21 protein-coding genes and 2 tRNA genes are annotated in these 23,291 nt (G+C 65.1%); 11 read left to right on the forward strand and 12 right to left on the reverse strand.

The features are described from left to right. The first annotated feature begins 88 nt into the window (after positions 1-88). The 5 genes from AzCIB_RS15270 to AzCIB_RS15290 all read left to right on the forward strand — a co-directional run bounded on the left by AzCIB_RS15270 (position 89) and on the right by AzCIB_RS15290 (position 5,200). Positions 89-1,309 (forward strand): lytic murein transglycosylase, encoded by a 1,221-nt coding sequence (locus AzCIB_RS15270; protein ID WP_050416684.1) that lies wholly within the window; start codon positions 89-91, stop codon positions 1,307-1,309. Positions 1,310-1,331: 22 nt separating this feature from the next. Continuing rightward, complete coding sequence (locus AzCIB_RS15275; protein ID WP_050416685.1) at positions 1,332-2,168, forward strand: SIR2 family NAD-dependent protein deacylase; 837 nt, start codon at positions 1,332-1,334, stop codon at positions 2,166-2,168. Positions 2,169-2,481: 313 nt separating this feature from the next. Further along, positions 2,482-3,195, forward strand: coding sequence for a carbonic anhydrase (locus tag AzCIB_RS15280; RefSeq protein ID WP_050416686.1), 714 nt, complete (start codon positions 2,482-2,484; stop codon positions 3,193-3,195). Positions 3,196-3,233: 38 nt separating this feature from the next. Then, positions 3,234-4,802, forward strand: a complete 1,569-nt coding sequence (locus tag AzCIB_RS15285; RefSeq protein ID WP_198149537.1) for a SulP family inorganic anion transporter — start codon at positions 3,234-3,236, stop codon at positions 4,800-4,802. Between the two features lie 191 nt (positions 4,803-4,993). After that, positions 4,994-5,200: a hypothetical protein gene (locus AzCIB_RS15290; protein ID WP_050416688.1), complete on the forward strand. Its 207-nt coding sequence runs from the start codon at positions 4,994-4,996 to the stop codon at positions 5,198-5,200. A 107-nt stretch (positions 5,201-5,307) separates the two neighbouring features. Here the strand turns inward: AzCIB_RS15290 and AzCIB_RS15295 are convergent. Further along, positions 5,308-5,384, reverse strand: a tRNA-Arg gene (locus AzCIB_RS15295). Positions 5,385-5,455: 71 nt separating this feature from the next. Next, positions 5,456-5,545, reverse strand: a tRNA-Ser gene (locus AzCIB_RS15300). 287 nt (positions 5,546-5,832) lie between these two features. On the opposite strand from AzCIB_RS15300, the gene mltF reads away from it, so the two are divergent. Beyond that, on the forward strand, positions 5,833-7,260 hold the full coding sequence (gene mltF, locus AzCIB_RS15305) for a membrane-bound lytic murein transglycosylase MltF (protein WP_050416689.1): 1,428 nt from the start codon (positions 5,833-5,835) through the stop codon (positions 7,258-7,260). On the opposite strand, the gene serS is transcribed toward mltF, so the two are convergent. Continuing rightward, positions 7,257-8,540: a serine--tRNA ligase gene (gene serS, locus AzCIB_RS15310; protein ID WP_050416690.1), complete on the reverse strand. Its 1,284-nt coding sequence runs from the start codon at positions 8,538-8,540 to the stop codon at positions 7,257-7,259. The genes mltF and serS overlap by 4 nt on opposite strands. Positions 8,541-8,804: 264 nt before the next feature. On the opposite strand from serS, the gene AzCIB_RS15315 reads away from it, so the two are divergent. Next, complete coding sequence (locus AzCIB_RS15315) at positions 8,805-9,068, forward strand: hypothetical protein (protein WP_050416691.1); 264 nt, start codon at positions 8,805-8,807, stop codon at positions 9,066-9,068. A gap of 15 nt (positions 9,069-9,083) precedes the next feature. Here the strand turns inward: AzCIB_RS15315 and AzCIB_RS15320 are convergent, their stop codons facing one another. From AzCIB_RS15320 to AzCIB_RS15335, 4 genes are all read right to left on the reverse strand, one after another. Next, the gene (locus tag AzCIB_RS15320) at positions 9,084-10,424 is read right to left on the reverse strand and encodes a replication-associated recombination protein A (RefSeq protein WP_050416692.1); all 1,341 of its coding nucleotides are present in this window, start codon (positions 10,422-10,424) and stop codon (positions 9,084-9,086) included. Positions 10,425-10,436: 12 nt separating this feature from the next. Continuing rightward, entirely contained in the window at positions 10,437-11,078 is a 642-nt protein-coding gene (gene lolA / locus AzCIB_RS15325; protein WP_050416693.1) for an outer membrane lipoprotein periplasmic chaperone LolA, read from the reverse strand. Beyond that, complete coding sequence (locus AzCIB_RS15330; protein ID WP_050416694.1) at positions 11,075-13,387, reverse strand: DNA translocase FtsK; 2,313 nt, start codon at positions 13,385-13,387, stop codon at positions 11,075-11,077. The genes lolA and AzCIB_RS15330 overlap by 4 nt, the downstream gene beginning before the upstream one ends. Before the next feature lie 108 nt (positions 13,388-13,495). Continuing rightward, complete coding sequence (locus tag AzCIB_RS15335) at positions 13,496-14,167, reverse strand: Crp/Fnr family transcriptional regulator (protein ID WP_050416695.1); 672 nt, start codon at positions 14,165-14,167, stop codon at positions 13,496-13,498. Positions 14,168-14,394: 227 nt separating this feature from the next. Between AzCIB_RS15335 and trxB the strand changes: the two genes are divergently transcribed. Beyond that, entirely contained in the window at positions 14,395-15,348 is a 954-nt protein-coding gene (trxB, locus tag AzCIB_RS15340) for a thioredoxin-disulfide reductase (RefSeq protein ID WP_050418390.1), read from the forward strand. Between the two features lie 4 nt (positions 15,349-15,352). Continuing rightward, entirely contained in the window at positions 15,353-16,420 is a 1,068-nt protein-coding gene (locus AzCIB_RS23870; RefSeq protein WP_232299236.1) for a Smr/MutS family protein, read from the forward strand. 12 nt (positions 16,421-16,432) lie between these two features. On the opposite strand, the gene AzCIB_RS15350 is transcribed toward AzCIB_RS23870, so the two are convergent. Then, a complete protein-coding gene (locus AzCIB_RS15350; RefSeq protein ID WP_018991238.1) occupies positions 16,433-16,771 on the reverse strand; it encodes a P-II family nitrogen regulator in 339 nt (112 codons plus the stop codon). 51 nt (positions 16,772-16,822) lie between these two features. Next, positions 16,823-18,448 (reverse strand): NAD+ synthase, encoded by a 1,626-nt coding sequence (locus tag AzCIB_RS15355; RefSeq protein ID WP_050416696.1) that lies wholly within the window; start codon positions 18,446-18,448, stop codon positions 16,823-16,825. 166 nt (positions 18,449-18,614) lie between these two features. On the opposite strand from AzCIB_RS15355, the gene AzCIB_RS15360 reads away from it, so the two are divergent. After that, positions 18,615-19,007 (forward strand): MliC family protein, encoded by a 393-nt coding sequence (locus tag AzCIB_RS15360; protein WP_050416697.1) that lies wholly within the window; start codon positions 18,615-18,617, stop codon positions 19,005-19,007. A 74-nt stretch (positions 19,008-19,081) separates the two neighbouring features. Here the strand turns inward: AzCIB_RS15360 and ppa are convergent, their stop codons facing one another. Next, positions 19,082-19,609 carry an inorganic diphosphatase gene (ppa, locus tag AzCIB_RS15365; protein WP_050416698.1) on the reverse strand — a complete coding sequence of 176 codons (528 nt, stop codon included), beginning with the start codon at positions 19,607-19,609 and terminating at the stop codon, positions 19,082-19,084. A gap of 705 nt (positions 19,610-20,314) precedes the next feature. Here ppa and AzCIB_RS24715 point away from each other — a divergent pair. Further along, positions 20,315-20,605 (forward strand): energy transducer TonB, encoded by a 291-nt coding sequence (locus AzCIB_RS24715; protein WP_050416699.1) that lies wholly within the window; start codon positions 20,315-20,317, stop codon positions 20,603-20,605. A gap of 16 nt (positions 20,606-20,621) precedes the next feature. On the opposite strand, the gene AzCIB_RS15375 is transcribed toward AzCIB_RS24715, so the two are convergent. Further along, complete coding sequence (locus AzCIB_RS15375) at positions 20,622-20,831, reverse strand: heavy-metal-associated domain-containing protein (RefSeq protein ID WP_050416700.1); 210 nt, start codon at positions 20,829-20,831, stop codon at positions 20,622-20,624. 24 nt (positions 20,832-20,855) lie between these two features. Beyond that, on the reverse strand, positions 20,856-23,237 hold the full coding sequence (locus tag AzCIB_RS15380; protein WP_050416701.1) for a heavy metal translocating P-type ATPase: 2,382 nt from the start codon (positions 23,235-23,237) through the stop codon (positions 20,856-20,858). Positions 23,238-23,291 lie beyond the last annotated feature (54 nt).

Here is a 23,291-nt window from a genome sequence, read left to right on the forward strand (position 1 = left end):
CCACAAGTGTCCGTGGCGCTCGCCCCCGCAGCGCGACGAGCGCAAGCGGAGTACCATTGGCATATTCGTGCTCCGAAGCCTGTCAGAGATGATCCTGAAGTCCGCCGTTGCCTGCAGCACCCTCGTTGCCACCCTGCTTTCGCTGCCCGCGGCAGCCGACGCATCATTCGAACGCTGCATCGGCGATCTGCGCTCGGAAGCGCAGACACACGGCATCAAGGCGGAAACCTTCGATGCACTCACGCGGACGCTCGAACCCGATCGTTCCGTCCTCGGCCTGCTCGATTACCAACCGGAATTCCGCACGCCGATCTGGGATTACCTGGCAGGACTTGTGGACGACGAACGCATCGCCGACGGCCGGGCGATGATGGAACAATGGGCTGCCACGCTGCAAAAGGTCGAAGCGCAATATGGCATCGACCGGGAGATGATCGTGGCCGTGTGGGGCGTCGAGAGCAACTTCGGTCGCAATTTCGGTAAGCGCCCGCTGCTCACTTCGCTCTCCACCTTGTCCTGCTTCGGTCGGCGGCAGAGTTTCTTCCGTGGCGAATTCTTCGCCACCCTGAAGATCATCGAGAACGGCGACGTGGACGCAGCGCGGCTGACCGGCTCGTGGGCAGGCGCGTTCGGGCACACGCAGTTCATGCCTTCCACCTTCGCCCGGGTCGCGGTCGACTTCGATGGCGACGGCCGGCGCGATCTCATCGACAGCATTCCCGACGCCTTCGCCTCGACGGCGAACTTCCTCGCCAAGGCCGGCTGGGTCAGCGGACAGCCGTGGGGCCATGAGGTGACGCTGCCGGCCGGGTTCGACCTCGCGCTCGCGGGCAGGCACAACAAGCGCTCGATTGCGGAATGGGCGCGACTGGGTGTGCAGCGTATCGACGGCGTTCCGCTCGAAGCCTCGAGCACTGCGGCGGCCGTCCTGCTGCCCGCGGGTGAAGGCGGCCCTGCGTTCCTCGTGCAGCGGAACTTCGACGCACTGTACTCGTACAACACCGCCGAAACCTATGCGCTTGCGATCGCCCACCTGTCCGACCGGCTGCGCGGAGGCGGACCCTTCGTCAAACCATGGCCGACGGACGATCCCGGCCTGTCGCGGGCCGAGCGCCGCGAGGTGCAGGCCCTGCTGACACGCCTCGGGTATCCGGTCGGAGAGATCGACGGGTTGATCGGGAAGACCAGCCGCGAAGCCATCCAGGATGTCCAGAAGACGAACGGACTGGAACCGGACGGCCGGGCCGGCCGCTACATGCTGAACGTGCTGCGCCGCCTCGCCGGAACGGCACAGGGCGAGGGGAGCTGAGGCCGACCGGGGTTCGCGCGCCATGGACGCCGATCTCCCTGCAACCCTGGAGCAATGCGCTTGGGCCATCGCGAGTGCCGACGCCCTTCTCGTCACGGCCGGCGCCGGCATGGGTGTCGATTCCGGCCTGCCCGACTTCCGCGGCAACGCGGGCTTCTGGAAGGCCTACCCGGCACTTGCACACAGCGGCACATCGTTCACCGAAATCGCCAACCCCTCCGCTTTCCGTGCGGATCCTGCACGCGCCTGGGGATTCTACGGACACCGGCTGCGGCTCTACCGGGAAACCGTTCCGCATGAAGGCTTCCGCCTTCTGCGCGATTTTGCAGAGGACATGCCCTGGGGCGCATTCGTCCTGACGAGCAATGTGGACGGGCAGTTCCAGAAGGCCGGATTCAAGCCCTCCCGCGTCGCGGAAATCCATGGATCGATCCATCATCTGCAGTGCCTGCAGCCGTGCCGCGACGCAATCTGGGAAGCCACCGGGTTCGAACCCCGCGTGAACGAGGCGGAATGCCGCCTCCACTCGGAACCGCCCCGCTGCCCCCACTGCGGCGGGATAGCGCGCCCGAACATCCTGATGTTCGGCGACTGGGACTGGATAGACGCCCGCAGCGCCGCACAGCAGGAAGCACTGGCAGCCTGGCTCGAACGCGTCAGCCGCCTCGTCGTCATCGAGATCGGCGCGGGCGTCGACATCCCCACGATCCGCCGCTTCAGCGAGCGCGCGGGTGGAACCCTCGTGCGCATCAACCCCCGCGCACCCGAGATTCCCGGCCGCAAGGGCCTGTCGATCCCGTCGGGCGGTCTTGCCGCGTTGAGCGAGATCCACCGACACTGGAAGGTCCTGCGCCGCTGACGGTTACAGCGCGGCGTCGCCGACCTCCGCGCATCGGAGCGGCACGATGCCCGTCGGCTCCGGAGTGCCCCGAAGGAGGCCGTCGCTTTCCGGCGACACGAATTCGCATTTCAAATCAATATACTGGACGATCGACGCGAATCAAGTCGTCAGGAACCGACAGTTTCTTGGCGCACTGCAACATCCCCTCCGCGCCGCATTTTCCATTGCACCAAGAAACCATTGATGTGAAAGGGTATTAGCTCCGCTGGCATGGAAACTGCCACAGGGACTGGCGGCAAGCGCCGTTCCCCGTCTTCACAGGAGCTTCAAAATGGTTGATTCCCTCGTCAAAGGCGTCGCACGGTTCCATCGCAGCTACTTCCGGAAGAATCGGTCGAAGTTCGTCGAACTCGTGCGCGAAGGGCAAAACCCCGACACGCTGTTCATAACCTGCGCCGACTCCCGCATCGTGCCTCATGCCCTCACCCAGTCGGCCCCGGGCGACCTGTTCGTGATGCGCAATGTCGGCAACATGATTCCCCCGCACCGTCCGGGACAGGAATGCAGCTCCACAGGCGCTGGCATCGAATACGCGGTATCCGTCCTCGGAGTCTCGGAAATCGTCGTCTGCGGTCACTCGCACTGCGGTGCGTGCGCAGCCCTGTACCAGACCGAGCACCCGGACGAGCTGGCGCTCACGCGCAAATGGCTCGCACAGGGAAGCCGAGTGCGCGATCTCGTCCTGGCGCAGCGGGCTCATGGAGCCCCTTCCGCCCGTTCCCGCTTCGGCGGCCGCGAGGAGCGCGAGCACGTCATGCGCGCCACCGAAAAGGCCATGGTCGTCCAACATCTTGCAAACCTGATGACGTACCCGGCAGTTGCCCGCCGCGTCGCCGACGGCAGTCTGACTCTCCACGGCTGGTACTACGTTATCGAACGAGGGGTCGTCGAAGCATACGACCCCGAGCAACTCGCCTTCGCACCTGTTGTCCGCCCCGGTCTTCCGGCCCGACCGCGTACGACAGCCCTGCTTGCGGCGTCATGAGCCATCGCGCCGCGCGCCCACTGATTCAGGAGGTCAGCTTGAAAACACTCATATCCGGATTCACCACCAACAACATCTTCGCCGGCTTCATCGTCGCGGTCGTTGCCCTTCCGCTATGCATCGCCTTCGCGATTGCGTCGGGAGCAAACCCCATGGCCGGGATCGTCTCGGGTGTCGCTGGCGGCCTCATCGCCGGCCTGTTCGGCAGCTCCCGATTCCAGGTTTCCGGCCCTGCAGCCGCCTTCATCACCATCATCTACGGCTTGATCGCCGAACACGGTCTGGAAGTTCTCCTTGCAGCGACCTTCCTCGCCGGCCTGGTCGTCATCGCCATCGGCCTGCTCCGTCTCGGCAAAGCAATGGAGCTGATGCCGCACTCGGTCATCGTCGGCTTCACCACGGGCATCGGCGTCCTGATTCTGCTCGGTCAGATTCCGGCCGGGCTCGGGATCGAGGCCACGGGGCATGACATCATCCAAAAACTCACCTACACAGCCACCCATCTGCGCGACGGCAACCCATGGGAACTGGTGGTCATGATCGCGACGGTCGTCGCTGCGCTGCTGTGGGGCCGGACGCGCATGGCGAAATGGTTGCCTGCGCCCGTGGTCGCGCTGCTCGCGGGCACCTCGCTGTCGCTGTCGCTGGCCAGCGCCGGCCACCCCGTACGCACCATCGGCGCACTGTATGAAATCTCGGTCGGCAGCGTTGGCATCTCTTCAGTTTTCCTCACCGCACTGACAACCCATCTGGACAAGATCATCCCGGCCGCGTTCACTCTGGGTATCCTGATCGCCGTCGAATCGCTGCTCTCGTCCAAGGCACTGGACGCGATGACGAACACCCGTCACAACCCGGACCGCGAATTGTTCGGTCTCGGCCTGGCGAACCTGGTCGTCCCCTTCATCGGCGGACTCCCGACCTCGGGCGTGATCGTGCGCGGCAGCACCAACGTCATGAGCGGCGCCACGGAAAGAACGGCTGCCATCCTGCACGCAGTATTCCTCGCCGCCTTCGTCGCCCTCCTCTATGGCGCCATCAGCCTGCTGCCCATGGCCTCGCTCGCCGCAGTCCTGCTGCTCACTGCGCGCCGCCTCATCGAGATGCACGAAATCCGCACCATCGCGAGGATCGACGCCCGCGAGGGCATGCTCACGGTGCTGACGGTGCTATTGACCGTCACCATCGACCTCACAGTCTCGGTTCCGGTGGGGATCGCCCTGATGCTCATCCTCGCGCTGCGCGGCATGCTGAGCGACCATCGAGTCGACGTGCACGACGTACGCGGACAAGCGGTGCTGACGGTCAGTCACGGCATCAGCTTCCTGACGAGTTCCAACGTGGCGGGTGAAATCGCCACGCGCCTTGCTGACGGCAAGGTGAGGACGCTGAACCTGTGCGAGATGTCCTACCTCGACGCGACCGGCGCACTGATGCTCGCCGACCTGCTCAACCGCCATCCGCACGTGAAGGCATGGGTCGCTGAACCGACCAACGCTGACAAGCTGCATCGCGCAGGCGTCGCCCGCCAGCGCATCGCGCTGGTCGGCAACCGCGTCGTGAATCTTCCTGAGGTATTCCAGCGCATCCAGGCATCCGGCGCCTAAGCGCCCAGAACGATCGCCCCGGACGCTCGTTGCACAAAGGACGCCACAGGCGTCCCTTTTTTTGTTCCGGCGCCCCCGAAGGCTACTCTCGACTCCGGCGAGACCGCATGGCGGGTGTCTATACTGGAAACGGGTCGCCACCGAACGCGACCCGAGACCACCGAATAGACGTTCGGGAGGAGGGGGCGATCATGTCAGCCATCAATTACCATTCCGGCCACGGCGCGCCGCCGGACCTTTCCACCGAAGACCGTCGCACACACGAGATCGATCCGAACGCAGCACCGAAACGGCGGATCAACGACACCTGGTTCAACAGGGTACGCTGGCCTGCCTTTCTCGTTGCCTGGGTTGCGATGGGTCTCGCGGTCTTCGCATACCTGTTCGACGTCATGTAACGGCACACGGGAAGCGCCTCGAACGCCTGTGCGCGAAGAAACCGACACCGAAAGGGTCTAAAAAGCAAAAAGGCCAATCTTTCGACTGGCCTTTTTGCTTGAATCTGTGGCGCGCCCGGAGAGATTCGAACTCCCTACCCCTTGGTTCGTAGCCAAGTACTCTATCCAGATGAGCTACGGGCGCTTTTTGAAGAAGCAAGATTATAGCAGACTTTAATCTTGCGTCAACAACGTTTTCTAACTCTTTATACTGCTTGGCGGAGAGGGTGGGATTCGAACCCACGGTAGGCTCGCACCTACGCCTGATTTCGAGTCAGGTACATTCGACCACTCTGCCACCTCTCCGACTCCCGCTAGGGCTAGCCTTGCGGGAGGCCGAATTATACGCAGAAAATTCCGCGGGGCAACAACAACACAAAAATTTTTGTGCGCGCGCTGGGCGGCGTCAGGCAGGGATCTTCGCACCGGCCTCCTGAAACTCCTCATACGCCCGCACCGCCTCCGCCGCACACATATACAAGGTTCGGACAAGGCAGGAAAGTATCACGTTCAGGACAATGGAATTGTGGCGGCATTGCCCATTTCGTCGGTCTCCATCAGAATCATGCGGTTATGTTCAACGGTACGACCGCTTGCGCGCATTTCTGATCACCATCGCCGCACTCTTCGTCGCCGGCTGCGAGCCGGGCGCGACGCCGAAACTCACCGATCTCCACCAGGTCTCCGATTATCGGAGCGCAGGCGAGTTGCGCGTGGCGACCCGGGTCGATCCGGCCTCCTATCGCACCACGGGCGACGGGAGAGCATCCGGCTTTGATCACGACCTGCTGCAAAAGCTGGGCGAGCGTCTAGGCGTTCCGGTCCGCTTCGTACTGTTTCCCGACGCGACACGAACGCTGGAGGCCGTGCTCCGGGGGCAGGTGCATCTCGCAGCAGCGGGGGTCGGCCGCAACGACAAGTTGCCGCTCAACTGGACCAGTCCGCTACGAGAAATCGACTACGTCGTCGTCGGACGCACCGACAATCCGGAGTTCATCGAAGAGCGCGCGCTGGGGGGGCGCACGGTATCGGTACGCCATGGTTCGCTCGCGGCCGACTACCTGAACCAGGCCCGCAAGCGGGTTCCGGACATGAACCTCCATTTCCCGGCAAACGCGGCCGACGAGCACCTGCTCGACGAACTGGCGCAAGGCCGTCTGGACCTCGTCGCCACGGACCGCGTTCATTTTGCACTGGCCGCACAGACCTCTCCGAACCTGGCGGTGGTCGTCGACCTGCCCGTCAGCTCGACAGTCGGCTGGGCACTCCCCCCCGATGCGAAGGGCGGACTGGCCACCGAGATCGAGGATTTTCTCGCCGCCGCGCGCACCGACGACACGCTCGCGCGCCTGTCCGACCGCTACTTCGGCCACATACGCCGCCTCGACGATACCGCGGTCACGACCTTCCTTGCCCGCATCCGGGCCCGCCTTCCGCGCTATCGGCCGCATTTTCATGAAGCCCAGGCTCTGACCGGCATAGACTGGCGCTTTCTCGCCGCACTCGCGTATCAGGAGTCGCACTGGGATCCGCTCGCGACCTCGTGGTCGGGAGTGAGGGGAATGATGATGCTGACCTCGGAAACGGCGGACCGCCTGGGCGTGCGCGACCGCCTCGACCCGCGCGAGAGCATTCTCGGAGGCGCGCGCTATTTCGCGTTGCTCAGGGAGCAACTTCCGGACGACGTGTCCGAACCGGACCGTTCCTGGATGGCTGCTGCCGCCTACAACCTGGGGATGGGGCACATGAACGGCGCCCGGACGATCGCCCAGCGGATGGGCAAGAACAACACCAGCTGGCTGGACATGAAGGCGGTGCTGCCCCTGATGTCGAGACCCGAATACGCCAGCCGCCTGAAGGCCGGCGCGGCCAGGGGTGGCGAAGCGGTGATCATGGCGGAGAACATCCGCAACTACCACGACATCCTGCTGCGCCTCGAACGCGCCTACATCCCGCCTCTTCAGCCCGCGGGACTGAAGCTCGGGGCGGCCGTGAAAACGCCGCCCCCGAGCGACGGTTAGCCGCGCGGTTCGAGCACCTCGATACCACCCATGTAGGGCACGAGCGCCTTCGGAACGACGACCGAACCGTCGGCCTGCTGGTAGTTTTCCAGCACCGCGACCAGGGTCCGGCCGACCGCAAGGCCGGAGCCGTTGAGCGTATGCACGAGCTCGTTCTTGCCCTGCGCATTTCTGAACCGCGCCTGCATGCGACGCGCCTGGAAGGCCTCGAAGCAGGAGCAGGACGAGATCTCGCGGTAGGCGTTCTGCGCCGGCAGCCACACTTCGAGGTCGTAGGTCTTCGCCGACGAAAAGCCCATGTCGCCCGTGCATAGGACGATCTTGCGATAGGGCAGTTCGAGCTTGCGCAGGATAGCCTCCGCGTGGCCGGTCAGCTCCTCGAGTGCCGCCCAGGAATTGTCCGGATGCTCGATCCTGACCAGCTCGACCTTGTCGAACTGGTGCTGGCGAATCATCCCGCGCGTGTCGCGCCCGTAGCTGCCCGCCTCGGAGCGGAAGCAGGGGGTGTGGCTGACGAACTTGAGCGGCAACGCGTCCGCTGCCAGCAGTTCGCCGCGCACGATGTTGGTGACCGGCACCTCGGCCGTCGGAATCAGGTAGAAACGCCCGTCGTCCCACGGCACAGCAAACAGGTCCGCCTCGAACTTCGGCAGCTGGCCGGTGCCGAACATGCTTTCGGCATTGACCAGGTAGGGCACATAGACTTCGGTGTAGCCGTGCTCGCGCGTATGCACGTCGAGCATCATCTGCGCCAGCGCGCGATGCATGCGGGCCACGCCCCCGCGCATGAGCGCAAAGCGCGACCCGGTGATCTTGACCGCGGTCTCGAAATCCAGGCCGCCCAGCCCGCCACCGACGTCGACGTGATCGTTGACCTCGAAGGCGAATTCACGTGGCGTCCCCCAGCGGCTCACCTCGACGTTCGCGGTCTCGTCCTTGCCGACCGGCACACTCGCATGCGGCAGGTTCGGCAGCCCGGCGAGAAGCGCGTCGATGCGCGCCAAGAGCACGGCGAGCGCCTGTTCGTTGGCCTTGAGTTCGTCGCCGATTCCGGCCACCTCAGCCATCACCGCCGAAGCGTCCTCACCCTTGCCCTTCAGGATGCCGATCTGCTTGGAAAGCGAATTGCGCTGCGCCTGGAGCTCCTGCGTACGGGTCTGCAGATTCTTGCGCTCGTTCTCGAGCGACTGGAACTCCACGGAGTCGAAACTCATGCCACGCGCGGCCAGTGCGCTGGTAACGACGTCGATCTGGTTGCGTAGCAGTTGGATGTCAAGCATGGCTTTTCCGAAAGTCTTTCAATTCAATGATTAGGCGATGAATACTGCGACGGGACTTCGTGATCCGTCGCCAACTCGTTCTGTCTCATGACATTTTAGGGCAAAACTACCCAGATGCCGCAACGCACAATTATATTATTGCAATCAACACCTTACCGAAACATTTAGAGCAAACTCGTCCTTGAATTCGGCACATCGTGGCTTATAGTGAATATTCAAAGGAACGCCGCACAGACGGCGCACGCCACATATAAGGAGATACGTATGCTGTCTATCCGGGACTGCCTTGACTACTGCGATTTGACCGATGACGAAGTTGCATTGATTGCCGAGCACGAGGGGATTCCCGATGGAGCCGCTGCACAGATCGTCTGCGGCATGGTCCAGACCCCCGAAGGCGTTTTAGTACTTACAGGCTATATGCAGGATCTGATCGACCGGGCCACCGAGCGCGGCGACCTTAGGCAGGCCGAGCGCGCAAAGAGCGTTCAGGCACGTTTCATGGCCGACCATCCCTTGTCCCACTGAGGCCCAGGGAACGCCTTATTCCTTCTTGCTGCGCACACCGGGCCTCGGGTCCGGCACCGCTGCCGCGTCAAGTTCGCGCAAATGGTCGAGCTTGGCTGCGATACGTGCTTCCATCCCGTAAGGCGTAGGACGATACCAGCCCGGCGGCACCATCCCGTCGGGCAGGTAGGTCTCGCCCGCCGCATAGGCTTCCGGCTCGTCGTGGGCATAACGGTAGGTCTTGCCGTACCCCAGTTCTTTCATGAGCCGTGTCGGCGCGTTGCGCAGGTGCAGCGGCACGGGGCGCGACACGTCGTTCCCCACGTATTGCCGCGCAGCGTTGTAGGCCTTGTACACCGCGTTCGATTTCGCGGCGCAGGCAAGGAATATCACCGCCTGCGCGAGCGCCAGTTCGCCTTCGGGCGACCCCAGCCGCTCGTAGGTCGTGCAGGCGTTCAGTGCAATTTCGAGCGCACGCGGATCGGCAAGACCGATGTCCTCGACGGCCATGCGTACGAGCCGGCGACCGAGGTATAGCGCGTCCGCGCCACCGTCGAGCATCCGGCACAGCCAGTACAGGGCTGCGTCCGGATTGGAGCCGCGCACCGACTTGTGCAGGGCCGAAATCTGGTCGTAGAAGGCTTCGCCCCCCTTGTCGAAGCGCCTGAGCTTGCTCGACAAGGCGTCGTCGACGAATTCCGGGGTGACCGGATTCACGCCCGCCGTCTCGGCAGCAACCTGCACCTGCTCGATCAGGTTCATTAGCCGCCGCGCATCGCCGTCGGCAAAGCCGATCATGCGTTCGCGCGCAGTCTCCTCGAAGACAAGGTCCGGGCATGCCGTCGCCCTTCCCCGCTCGAACAATCCGCCCATGGCCTCGTCGTCGAGCGGCTCCAGCACATACACCGCCGCACGCGACAGCAAGGCCGAGTTGACCTCGAAGGAGGGATTTTCCGTCGTCGCGCCGATGAAGGTGACGAGTCCCTGTTCAACAAATGGCAGGAAGGCATCCTGCTGAGCCTTGTTGAAGCGATGCACCTCATCGACGAAGAGGATCGTGTGACGGCCTCGCGCCTTGGCGGCCTGCGCCTGACTGACTGCCTCCCGGATATCCTTGACGCCCGAGAACACCGCCGACAGGGCAACGAAATCGGCATCGAAGGCCTGCGCCATCAGCCGCGCGAGCGTGGTCTTGCCGACACCGGGCGGTCCCCACAGGATCATCGAATGCAGCTTGCCGGATTCAAACGCGAGCCGCAGCGGCTTTCCCTGGCCCACGAGATGGCGCTGGCCGGCAATCTCGTCGAGCCGTTTCGGTCGCATCCGCTCGGCCAGCGGCACGCGCGGCGGCTCCACCGAATCGAAGAGATCAGCCATCGCCGGCGAGTCTCAGTCGCCGATCACGTCGGCGCCGGGCGGCGGAACGAACCGGAACTGCGCGGGGTCGGGGCGCGCACCGGCAACCAGCGAGCGGAACTCGATCAGCGTCGTCTGTCCGAAGTTGTCCTTCAGCTCCATGCGCTTGAGATTTCCGCCGGCAAAGCCCATGCGCATCGACTCAAAGCTGCTGTCGGCCTGCCTGGGTTTCGCGTGCACCCATTCCAGCCCGTCCGACGATCCGGCCTCGGCGAGCTCGAAATTGCGCTCGATTGCGTCGTCACCGGCAAGGATCGCCGCCGGCGTGCTGCCCAGCGCATCGCCGAGGCGTTTCACCGTGACCTGATTCAGGTCGCGGTCCCAGGACCACAGTTTGTCGCCGTCACTGACGAGCAACTGCGGATATGGCTTGTCGTAGGTCCATCGGAACTTGCCCGGACGCGCGAACATGAAACTGCCGCTCGCACGCTGCGGCTTGCGCCCCGAGGCCGCAAAAACCGTCTGCTCGAACTCGCCCTGCGCGCTGCGCGCGGTATCGACAAACTGGCGCAACTGCGCAATTCCGCCGGCCGACGCGACGCCCGTCGCGCAAACAAACGCGAACGCCGCGCCAAGGCGCAGCCCCGCCCTGAAGACAACTCCGGTAAGACTCACTCGCCCTCCTTGGCCGGCACGATCACTTCGCGGTTGCCGTTCGTTCCCATCGCCGACACCAGCCCGGCACGCTCCATCTGTTCGATCAGACGGGCCGCACGGTTGTAGCCGATGCGCAGATGACGCTGCACCAGAGAAATCGACGGACGCCGGGTCTTGATGACCACCTCCACTGCCTGGTCGTACAAGGGATCGGCCTCGCCATCCCCCTCGCCGCCTCCGCTCCCCCCGAGAGCCGCATCGAGATCGTCCTCGGGCGCCGACAGGATGCCCTCGACGTAGTCGGGCGGCCCGCTGCGCTTGAGGTAGTCGACGACCTTGTGCACCTCCTCGTCGGCGACGAAGGCACCGTGCACACGCACGGGCAGGCCCGTGCCCGGGGCCAGGTACAGCATGTCACCCATGCCCAACAGCGTTTCCGCCCCCATCTGGTCGAGAATGGTGCGCGAATCGATCTTGCTCGACACCTGGAAGGCGATGCGCGTCGGCACGTTGGCCTTGATCAGGCCGGTGATGACGTCGACCGACGGACGCTGCGTCGCGAGGATCAGGTGGATGCCGGCCGCGCGCGCCTTCTGTGCGAGCCGCGCGATCAGCTCCTCGACCTTCTTGCCGACCACCATCATCATGTCCGCGAGCTCGTCGACGATCACGACGATGTGCGGCAACTGTTCGAGCGGCTCGGGGTTGTCCGGATTGATAGCGAACGGGTTGGTCAGAGGTTTTTCGGCTTTTTCCGCTTCGATCACGGCCTTGTTGAAGCCGGCCAGGTTGCGCACGCCGACTGCCGCCATCAGCTTGTAGCGCTTGTCCATCTCCACCACGCACCAGTTGAGCGCGTTGGCGGCGTGCTTCATGTCCGTGACGACCGGCGCGAGCAGATGCGGGATACCCTCGTAGATCGACAGCTCCAGCATCTTCGGGTCGACCATGATCAGTCGGACCCTCTCGGGCCCCGCCTTGTACAGCAACGACAGGATCATCGCGTTGATCCCGACCGATTTGCCGGAACCGGTCGTGCCCGCAACCAGCAGGTGCGGCATCTTGCCGAGGTCCGCGACCGCCGGCTGGCCGCCGATGTCCTTGCCGAGCGCCACCGTCAGCGGCGAATGCATGTCGTGATAGGCCTTGGAGCCGAGGATCTCCGACAGGCGCACGGTCTGGCGCTTCATGTTCGGCAGCTCGAGCGCCATGCAGGACTTGCCCGGCACCGTCTCGACGACGCGGATCGACACGAGCGACAGCGCACGCGCGAGATCCTTGCCGAGATTCACGACCTGACTGCCCTTCACGCCCGTCGCCGGTTCGATCTCGTAGCGCGTCACAACCGGCCCCGGATAGGCCGCCAGCACCTTCACCTCGACGCCGAAGTCGCCGAGCTTGGTCTCGATGAGGCGCGAGGTGAATTCCAGCACCTCGGCCGCAGGCGGCTCAACTTCGCCCGAAGGCTGGTCGAGCAGACTCAGTGGCGGTATCGCACCGGCCGACGCCGGCAGATCGGCAAACAGCGACTGCTGCCGCTCCTGCCGGAGCTCCTTCTCGACGCGCTCGGATTTCGGCACTTCGGCGACCGCGGGCTCGATGCGCAATTGCGGAGCAGGCGTCGCGACCGTCTTGCGGCGCTTCGTCTCGACGACCGCCTCGCGCTTCTGCGCGACCTGCTGCCCGGCCTTGCGGTCCTGCCATCCTTGCCACGCGGCCTGCGCGCCCAGCCACGCGCGCTCCAGCGAGAGCCCGACACGCTCGATCACCGAAAGCCACGAAATGCCTGAAAAAAGGCTCAAACCGGACGCGAACAGCGCCAGCAACATCAGCGTTCCGCCGGTGAAGCCTAGATAGCGCTGCACCAACTGGCCCATCTCGACGCCCGCAAGACCGCCCGGCGCCAGCGGCACGCTCGCGCCGTGCGAGTAGAACCGCAGCGATTCGAGCGCGCTGCTCGACAGCAGCACGACGAAGAATCCGGTCAGGACGAAGAAGAAGGAGCGTCGGTCGAGCCGCAGGTCATGGCGCAGCCGCCGGAAGCCCCATACGAGGGCATAGCCCAGGAACACGACCCACCACCACGCGGACAGACCGAACAGGTAGTAGAGCAGGTCGGCCAGCCAGGCACCGAAACGCCCGCCGGGATTGCTGACGCGTGTGACTTCTGCGGCGTGAGACCAGCCGGGGTCGGATTTGCTGTAGCCGAGCAGGACCAGCCCGACATACAACGACATCACGCCGAGGATCAGCCAGCGCGCTTCCTGTAGCAAGAGGGAAATCCGTTCCGGCAACGGCTGGGAACGGGAAGACTGACGGGACGACATCGGCGCGGGAACGGGCCCAGGGAAATCGACAATTCGCGATTATATGCGATCAGCCATCCCGACCGAGGAAGCTGTTGCGAAGCGATACAGGCGCGCCCGCGCCCCGCCTCAGACGTCGTTCAGGCGGTCGCGCAGGACGATGCCGTGATCGGTTTCCTCGATGAGCCCCTGCGCCCCGAGGTCCTTCATGACGCGGCTCACCATTTCGCGTGAGGCGCCGATCATCTTCGCGATGTCCTGCTTGGTGATCTTGCGCACAACAACCGCCGCGCCATCGACTTCTTCCGACATCTCCAGCAGCAGTCGCGCGACCCGCCCATACACATCCATCAGCGCGAGCGACTCGATCTTGCGGTCGGCATTGCGCAGACGGTCGGCCAGGTTGCACATGATGCGCCAGGCCACCTCGAAGTTGTCCTGCATGATGCGCCGGAAATCATGCTTGGCGATCAGCACCAGGTCAGCCGGCGTCACCGCGACGACCGACGCCGATCGCGGTTGCTCGCCGAAAATCCCCATCTCCCCGAAGAGTTCGCCCTGCCCCAGGATGCTGAGGATCACCTCGCGCCCGTCCTCGTCGCTGACGATCACCTTGAGGCTACCGGTGAGCACGAAATACACGAAGTCGCTGCGATCGCCCGCATGCAGCACTCCCTGGCCGCGGGGAATGCGCCGCATCACTGCCGAGTGCGCCACCGCCAGCAAGGTCTCGTCGGACAACCCCTGGAACAGGGGAAACGTCCTCAATGCGGCCGTGGAAACTGCAGTAGCCTGTGTCATGGAACCTCCGGAAACGGCAGTGCAATGAGTATCGGCGCAAGGAAGGCCGACTGTGTGACATGTTCGGCGCATTATAAGCCGATTGATGCAGGCCGAATCCATAGCAGGACGGCCATGCCGATCGAAAGCGGACTGGCGATTATTCGAACCTATGGGCGCCATTGGATCGAACGTCGATGCCCCTCGGCTATAATTTCGCGATTGCCAACCCGAAAGAAGACATCGCCATGACGACCAAGCACGCACGTCTGCTCATCCTCGGTTCCGGCCCCGCCGGTTACACTGCTGCCGTCTATGCTGCACGCGCGAACCTGAATCCGGTCCTCATCACCGGACTCGCTCAGGGCGGTCAATTGATGACCACCACCGAGGTCGACAACTGGCCTGCCGATGCCGACGGCGTCATGGGTCCGGCGCTGATGGAGCGCTTCCAGAAGCATGCGGAGCGCTTCAACACCGAGATGATCTTCGATCACATCCACACCGTGAAGCTCGCCGAAAAGCCTTTCCGGCTCATCGGTGACGCCGGCGAATACACCTGCGACGCGCTGATCATCGCGACCGGCGCCACGGCCAGGTACCTCGGCCTGCCGTCCGAGGAGAAATTCTCCGGCCGCGGCGTATCCGCCTGCGCGACCTGCGACGGCTTCTTCTACAAGAACCAGGACGTGGCGGTCATCGGCGGCGGAAATACTGCCGTCGAGGAGGCGCTGTACCTCGCGAACATCGCGAAAAAGGTCACCGTCGTACATCGCCGCGAGAAGTTCCGCGCCGAGAAGATCCTCATCGACAAGATGATGGAGAAGGTTGCGGCCGGCAAGATCGAGCTGGCGCTCAATTCGACGCTCGACGAAGTGCTCGGCGACAACACCGGCGTGACGGGCATGCGCGTGAAGGACATCAACACCGGCGCAACGAAGGACGTCGCGCTGCAGGGGGTGTTCATCGCAATCGGCCACAAGCCTAACACCGACATCTTCGAAGGCCAGCTGGAGATGGAAGGCGGCTACATCGTCACCAAGGGCGGTCGCGAGGGCGATGCCACCTCAACGAGCGTGCGCGGCGTGTTCGCCGCAGGCGACGTGCAGGACCACATCTACCGCCAGGCGGTGACTTCGGCCGGCACCGGCTGCATGGCCGCCCTCGACGCGGAACGCTACCTCGACGCCCTCGGCAGCTGACCCCGTGCCGCGCCCGCCCCGCCCGGCCTCGTCCCGCCCGGCCGATCGGAGCGGGCGATCGAAAAGTCCGTTCGACGGACTGGCTCCGCTGCGGGGCAAGCTGCGCGAGGAGCGGGTGCTCGGCCGCCGGATCGAGCGCCCCGCCACCGGTAGCGATGCGGACAGAACCCCGACCGCCGACGCGAGCGACGCGGACAACGATCTGTTCCGAGCCGCGCTGCCGGATGTCAAGCCGCTACCGCCGTCGGCACGCAGGGCCGAGCTCGAAACACCGAAACCCCCACCCGTTCGCCGCCCGCAGGCACCGGAAGCCGAAGACGCATCGCCTGCGGCACCACCGCGGCAGCGGACGCCCCGCGACGACGGTGAGTTCTTCCGCTTCGCGATGGAAGACGTCCGCCCGATCGATCACGGCAACCGCGCAGAGGTCGGCGTGGATCGCCGCCGCGCGCGGCATCACGAAACGCACGCGCCGGCAGTGCCCGGCGCTCCGGGGCACGATTTCCTGCTGCTGCCCGCGGACGCGGACAGCGCCGACCCGACCGATCTCTTTCACTATGCGGCACGTGGCGTCAAACCGGTCGACACGCGCAATCGCGCCGAAGTCGAAGCCCCCCGCCCTCAGCCCCACCCGCTGAAGCACGTCGAGGACGAGCGCGCAGCGCTGCGCGAATCGATGGAAGCGCCGATGACGCTGGAAGACAGGCTGGAAACGGGCGAAGAGGCGGCTTTCCTGCGGCCGGGGCTACCGCGCCGCGTGCTCACCGACCTGCGCCGCGGCCGCTGGGTGCTGCAGGCCCAACTGGACCTCCACGGCTGCAATCGCGACGAGGCGCGCGAGGAGCTCGGGCACTTTCTCGCCGCGAGCCTGCAGCAGGGCCGGCGCTGCGTGCGGGTGATCCACGGCAAGGGCCACGGCTCGCCGGGCAAGCAGTCCATCCTGAAACACCTGTCGCGCGGCTGGCTCGCGCAACGCGAGGAGATTCTGGCGTTCTGCCAGGCGGGCCCGCACGACGGCGGCTCGGGGGCCCTGCTGGTGCTGCTCAGGGCGGGCAACGCCACCCGCCCCTGATACGGACGCCGCTCAGATCGCGGCTTCGTTGGTCTCGCCGGTGCGGATGCGCACGACCTGCTCGACCGGCATCACGAAGATTTTGCCGTCGCCGATCTTGCCGGTGTGGGCCGCCTTGATGATGGCATCGACCGCCTGATCGACCAGGTCGTCGCCGATGACGATCTCGACCTTGATCTTCGGCAGGAAGTCCACGACATACTCGGCCCCCCGATACAGCTCGGTATGCCCCTTCTGCCGGCCGAACCCCTTCACCTCGGACACCGTCAAGCCGGCAATGCCGACCTCGGAGAGCGCCTCACGGACTTCGTCGAGCTTGAACGGCTTGATGATGGCTTCAATCTTCTTCATTTCGATCTCCTCGGCGGGATGTCGCCACGCGGCCCACCGCCCGCGGCACGGTCAATATTCGTCTTGATAGCGCGATGTTATCGGATAACGCCAGTCTCTGCCGAATCCTCTCTTGGTGACGCGGATCCCGACCGGCGCCTGGCGCCGCTTGTATTCATTGCGCTTGAGCATCGCCACCGTGCGACGCACCTCCGCCTCCGGATAACCGGCCGCGATGATGTCCCGCGGCGATTCGTCGCGTTCCATGTAGGCCTCAATGATCGCATCGAGGACCTCGTAGGGAGGGAGGGAATCCTGGTCCTTCTGGTCCGGCTTGAGCTCCGCCGAGGGCGGACGCGTGATGATGTTTTCCGGAATCACCGGGCCGACGGTATTGCGCCAGCGCGCGAGCCGGAACACGAAGGTCTTGTAGAGATCCTTGAGCACCGCGAAGCCGCCCGCCATGTCGCCGTAGAGCGTCGCGTAGCCGGTTGCCATCTCGCTCTTGTTGCCGGTCGTGAGCACGATCGCGCCGGTCTTGTTCGACAGCGCCATGAGGATCATGCCGCGGATGCGGCTCTGCAGGTTCTCCTCGGTCGTGTCGGCCGGCAGGCCCCGGAACTGGTCCGCAAGCATTCCGGCGAAGGTACTCATCGCCGGCTCGATCGGAATCTCGTCATAGCGGACACCGAGGTTCGCCACGAGCTCGCGCGAATCATCAAGGCTCATCTGCGCGGTGTAGGGCGACTGCATCATCACGGCCCGCACCTTTTCGGCGCCAAGGGCATCGACCGCGATGCACAGCGTCAGCGCCGAGTCGATGCCGCCGGAGAGCCCGATCAGGGCGCCCGGGAAGCCGTTTTTGCCCAGATAGTCACGTACACCGATTTTGAGCGCTTCATACACCTCGGCTTCGATCGGCCGCGCTGCGATCTGCTCGCCATCGGCCCAGCGCCCGTCATGCAGGCGGACGATGTCGAGGCGTTCGTCGAATGCCGACGCCTGCCATGCGAGCGAACCGTCCGCATTGAGCGCAAACGAGGCGCCGTCGAACACGAGTTCGTCCTGTCCACCCACCATATTGCAGTAAACCACCGGCAAGCCGGTGCCGCCGACCCGCTCGCGCAACACCTCGTAGCGGCGCTGCAGCTTGTTCATGTGGTAGGGCGACGCATTGAGGCCCAGCAGTACCTGCGCCCCTTCAGCGCGCGCGAGTTCGGCCGGGCCGGATTCCCACAGGTCCGCGCAGATGTTCACGCCGAGCTTGACGCCCTTCAGTTCGAACACGCAGGCGGCCCGCCCGTGGTCGAAATAGCGCTCCTCGTCGAACACTTCGTAGTTCGGCAGGCGATGCTTGTGATAGGTGGTCAGGATCCGCCCGTCGCGGATCACCGAAGCCGCGTTGTAGCGCTTGGCCTGCCGCGCTTCCGGATGGCCGAGCACGAGCGTGATGCCCTGCGTATGCTCGGCGATGCGCGCCACCTCGCACGCGCACGCGCGGTAGAAATCCGGGCGCAGCAGCAGGTCTTCGGGCGGATAGCCCGACAGCGCGAGTTCCGGGGTCAGAACGAGGTCGGCACCGAGCGTGCGGGCTTGATCGAGGGCGCGGATGATCCGGTCGGCGTTCGCCTTCAGGTCGCCCACCGTGCAATTCAGCTGGGCAACGGCGATGGAGAGCGATTGAGCATGCTGTTTCATGGGCGCAACTATACCGCGTCGGCCGGCATCCCGGCAGCCGGACGCCCCAGCGAACGGCCGCCCCGACACAGGAAACCTTCTGTTACGCTTGACTGCGCGCGCCCCGGGCGATGCCCGACAGGGCGGAACTAGAATGCAATTATCAAGTTCTCCTTCGGGTCATTCGATGCTCGCCCGCTTCGCGCTCCTCGCCGCGCTTCTCGCGCTCGCCGCCTGTTCGACCACGCCGCCGACGCCCTCCACGGGCGCCGAGCCGGACGTCCTCGAAACGCCGGCAAGCGTCGACAACCCGCAACTCGAATTCAGCCTCGCAAGCGGCACCTATCGCTGCGACATGGGGCGACGCGTCGACGTTCAGCGCCCCACTGGCGACGCCAGCCTGATCCAGATCGGATGGAGCGGCAAACGCTACCAGCTTGCGCGCAATCCCTCGCACTCGGGTCTCCCGCGCTTCGAGGACGATCGTAGCGGGCTGGTGTGGATCGATCTGCCGTGGAAGAGCATCCTCCTCGACCGCGACACCAACAAGCCGCTGGCCAGCGACTGCAAGCTCGGGTAGGACGTCCGACACCCCGAAAATGCAGATGGCCCGCTCTCGGGCGGGCCATCTGCATCCTGCGGACGCTATCGGGCTTACTTGCCGGCGGCTGCCAGACCGTCGAGGATTTCCTTCTTGGCGTCTTCGACCGAACCCCAGCCCAGCACCTTGACCCACTTGCCCGGCTCAAGATCCTTGTAGTGCTCGAAGAAGTGCACGGTCTGCTTCATCAGCAGCTCGGGCAGATCGTCGGTGGTCTGGACCTTGTCGTACAGCGGGGTGAGCTTCGACACGGGCACCGCGACGACCTTCGCGTCCTGGCCGCCGTCGTCTTCCATCTTCAGCACGCCCACTGGGCGGCAACGGATGACCACGCCAGGCATCAGCGGGAAAGGCGTCACGACCAGCACGTCGACCGGGTCGCCGTCACCGGCGATGGTGTGCGGAACGTAGCCGTAGTTGATCGGATAACGCATCGAGGTGCCCATGAAGCGGTCGACGAACACGGCGCCGCTGTCCTTGTCCACCTCGAACTTGATCGGATCGGCCTGCGCCGGAATCTCGATAATGACGTTGATGTCGTTCGGCACGTCCTTTCCGGCCTTCACCTGATCGAAACCCATACTTCCCTCCCGTGAAAATTTTATGGGCGAATTATATGTGGAAATGCCCTGCGTCGTCGGCCGCTTGAAACATTCGGCGACCAGATCGGGCAGCCGGTGACCGCGGGCATTCCCCCCGCCACGCTATAATCGCGCGCCCTGATTGCATGAACGCCCCCACTCCGGATGCACGCAACACCTCCCACGGCCTCGCCACCATCGCGCCGCCCGAAGCTTGGGCTGCGAGCGGTCCATTGGGGATGGCTGACTGTGGTCGCCGGCGCACACGCCGCCGGACTGGCCGCGCTCTCGGGCCTGGGCGGAGATGCGCATCTGGTACCGCAACCGGCGGAAACGACGGCAATCAGCGTTCGCCTGCTTGCGCCTGCTGATGCCCGGCCCCGGCCCGACACGGCCATCGCGTCACCCGATCCGCACGATACTCGCGCCACGCATGTGGCCGTTCCCGCGCGGCAGCAGCTCGCCCCGCCGCCCGCGCAAACCCGAGGACGCCGGAAGGAACCTCCTGCCGGCCACCCGCCTCCCGCGGACGCGTCCGCACCAGCCGTCGGGCGCACGACGCCAGAAACGCACGCGCCGCAGACGCATGAAGAACCGCGGCAACCGGGCGGACATCCGAGCCCCCCCGCTACACCCGCACCCCCGGCGCCCGCAAGTGTCGCGGGAGTCACGCCGGCGTCTGCCGCGACCACGTCGGGGACAGGAGTGTCGTTCCACCCATCGAGATACGACGCCGCCTACCTCGACAACCCCGCTCCGCAGTATCCGAAGTTGTCCCGACGCCGCGGCGAACAGGGGAAGGTCACATTGCGCGTGCGCGTTCGCGCCGACGGACGTGCAGAAACTGCAGAAATCGCCCAAAGCAGCGGACATCCGCGACTGGACGACGCAGCGCTCGAAACCGTGCGGTCATGGCGGTTCGTGCCGGCACGCCAGGGCGAAACGCCCATCGACAGTTCGCTTCTGGTGCCCATCGTCTTCCGCCTCGACGACTGACTCCAGCCAAGCCTCGTCAGGCAGGGCAACCGAAGCCGGCGTCCTCCACCGCTGCGCGCATCGCCTCCACGGACACTTTCGCCGGATCGTACCGGACCACGGCCTGGGCGGCTTCGAGCGACACCTGGGCATCGCTCACGCCGGGCAGCGCCTTGAGGACGGTTGTCACGTTGCGCACGCACCCGCCGCAACTCATGTCCTCGACCTTGATCGTCACTTCCACCATTTCAGTTTCTCCCGAGAAATCGCTTCAGCGGTCCGGCGCCCAGCGCCGCAACAGCAGCGAATTGGTGATCACCGAAACCGAACTCATTGCCATCGCCGCCGCGGCAATCACGGGATTGAGCAACCCCAATGCCGCCAGCGGAATGCCCAGCACGTTGTAGACAAAGGCGAAGAACAGATTCTGCCGGATCTTCGACAGCGTCGCCCGCGACAGCTCGATCGCGTCGGCAACCCCGTGCAGACTGTTCCTCACCAGCGTAATGTCCGCGGCCTCGACCGCGACATCCGAACCGACGCCGATCGCGAACGACACGTCGGCCGCCGCCAAGGCCGGCGCGTCATTGATGCCGTCGCCGACCATTCCGACTCGTCCGTGGCCGGCGAGCGCCTTGACGGCTGCGGCCTTGTCGCCCGGCATTACACCCGCGCGCCAGTCCTCGATGCCCGTCTGGGCCGCGATCGCCGCAGCCGTGGCCGGGTGATCGCCAGTCAGCATCACCACCCGCAGGCCGTGCGCCTTGAGTCGAGCCACCGCGGCGGCAGAATCGCCGCGAACACGGTCCGCCACGCCGATAACGCCAGCAAACACGCCGTCAACGGCAACGGCCACGAGGGTCTTGCCCCCCGCCGCAATCCGCTCGCAGGCGGCAGCGTCCACCGCGACCTGCCGCTCGTCGAGAAAAGCCGGCGTGCCGACGACCACGTCGCGCCCGTCGACACGACCCGCAAGCCCCTTGCCCGCCACGGCCATGACGTCCGTTGAGGCCGGCAGTGACACGCCCGATTCGCGTACGGCGCGGACGATCGCTGCGGCGATCGGGTGAGCGCTCGTCGCCTCGAGGGCGCCCGCGACCGCGAGCAACTCCTCGCGACTCCGGCCGGCGGCGGGAATCACCTCACTCACCTCCGGCGAGCCTTCGGTCAGCGTGCCGGTCTTGTCGACCGCGAGCACGCGGATTTTTTCGGCCAGCTCAAGCGCCTCGGCATTCTTGACGAGCATGCCCGCGCGCGCGCCCTGCCCCGTTCCGACCATGATCGCAGTCGGCGTGGCCAGCCCGAGCGCACAGGGACACGCGATCACCAGCACCGCGACCGAACTGATCAATGCCTGCGCAAAATCCCCTGCCAGCCACCACCATCCGACGAAAGTGAGCGCGGCGATCGCCACGACGACCGGTACGAACACGGCCGCGATGCGGTCCGCGAGCCGCTGCACCGGCGCTTTCGAGCCCTGGGCCTGCTCGACCATGCGGATGATTCCCGCCAGCAGCGTGTGCGCGCCGACCCCGGTCGCCCGACAACGCAAGACCCCCTGTCCATTCAGGGTCGCGGCAAAGATCTTGTCGCCAGGGCGCTTGTCGACCGGCATGCTTTCTCCGGTCAGCATCGCCTCGTTGATCGCAGACTCGCCGACCTCGACCTCGCCATCCACTGGAATGGCGTCGCCGGGGCGCACAAGGAACCGGTCGTCAGGCTGCAGGGTCTCGACGGGAACGGAAACGATCTCGCCGTCGCGCTCGACAAACGCAAGTTTCGGCTGCAGGCGCAACAGGGCGTCGAGCGCCACCGTCGTGCGCGCCTTCGCACGCGCCTCGAGCAACTTGCCGAGCAGGATCAGGGTGATGATCGTCGCCGATGCCTCGAAATACACATGCAGGTCGTGACGACCGAGCAGCGTCACCACCGTGCTGTAGATCCACGCCATCGACGTGCCAAGCACCACCAGTACATCCATATTGGCGCCGCCGCCGCGCAGAGCGGACCACGCACCGCGGTAGAAGCGTGCGCCGACCCAGAACTGTACCGGCGTGGCGAGCAGCAACTGGATCCAGCGGGGGACGAGTTCATGCGCACCTGCCGATTGTCCGCCGAACATCAGGGGCATCTGCACCAACAGCGGCAAGGTGAGCAGGGCCGCGATCCAGAAGCGCTGCATCTCGCGCTTCCACGCCTGCGCCTGCTGCAGGCGCTGTTGCTCGCGCGCGGCAACCCCCGTCTCGACACCCGCGAAACCCGCGCGGCGCACTGCCTCGCGAATGGCTTCCGGCACGACGAGGCCTGGCTGGTAACGCAACGTCGCGCGCTCGGTCGCGAAATTCACCGTCGCATCCACGCCCGGAAGCCGTTTGAGAACCTTCTCCAGCCGGGTCGCGCACGCAACGCAGGTCATGCCAGTGATGCCCAGTTCCATCGTGGCCTGCGGCACATCGAAACCTGCCTTGCGGATCGCCGCGATCACCTGCTCGGGGCCGCTCGCGGGATCCGTGACGCGCACATGCGCCTTTTCCGCAGCAAGATTGACCGAAGCATCGACACCGGGCAGCCGGTTCAGCACCTTCTCGATCCGCGCCGCACACGCGGCACAGGTCATTCCGGAAACCGGCAGTTCAAGGGTCGGACTTTTCATTGTCGTTTCGGGAGCACTCATCTTCACCACTCCATTCGGCCTATCCGGGATCCG

This window comes from Azoarcus sp. CIB (assembly GCF_001190925.1).
Taxonomy (GTDB): domain Bacteria; phylum Pseudomonadota; class Gammaproteobacteria; order Burkholderiales; family Rhodocyclaceae; genus Aromatoleum.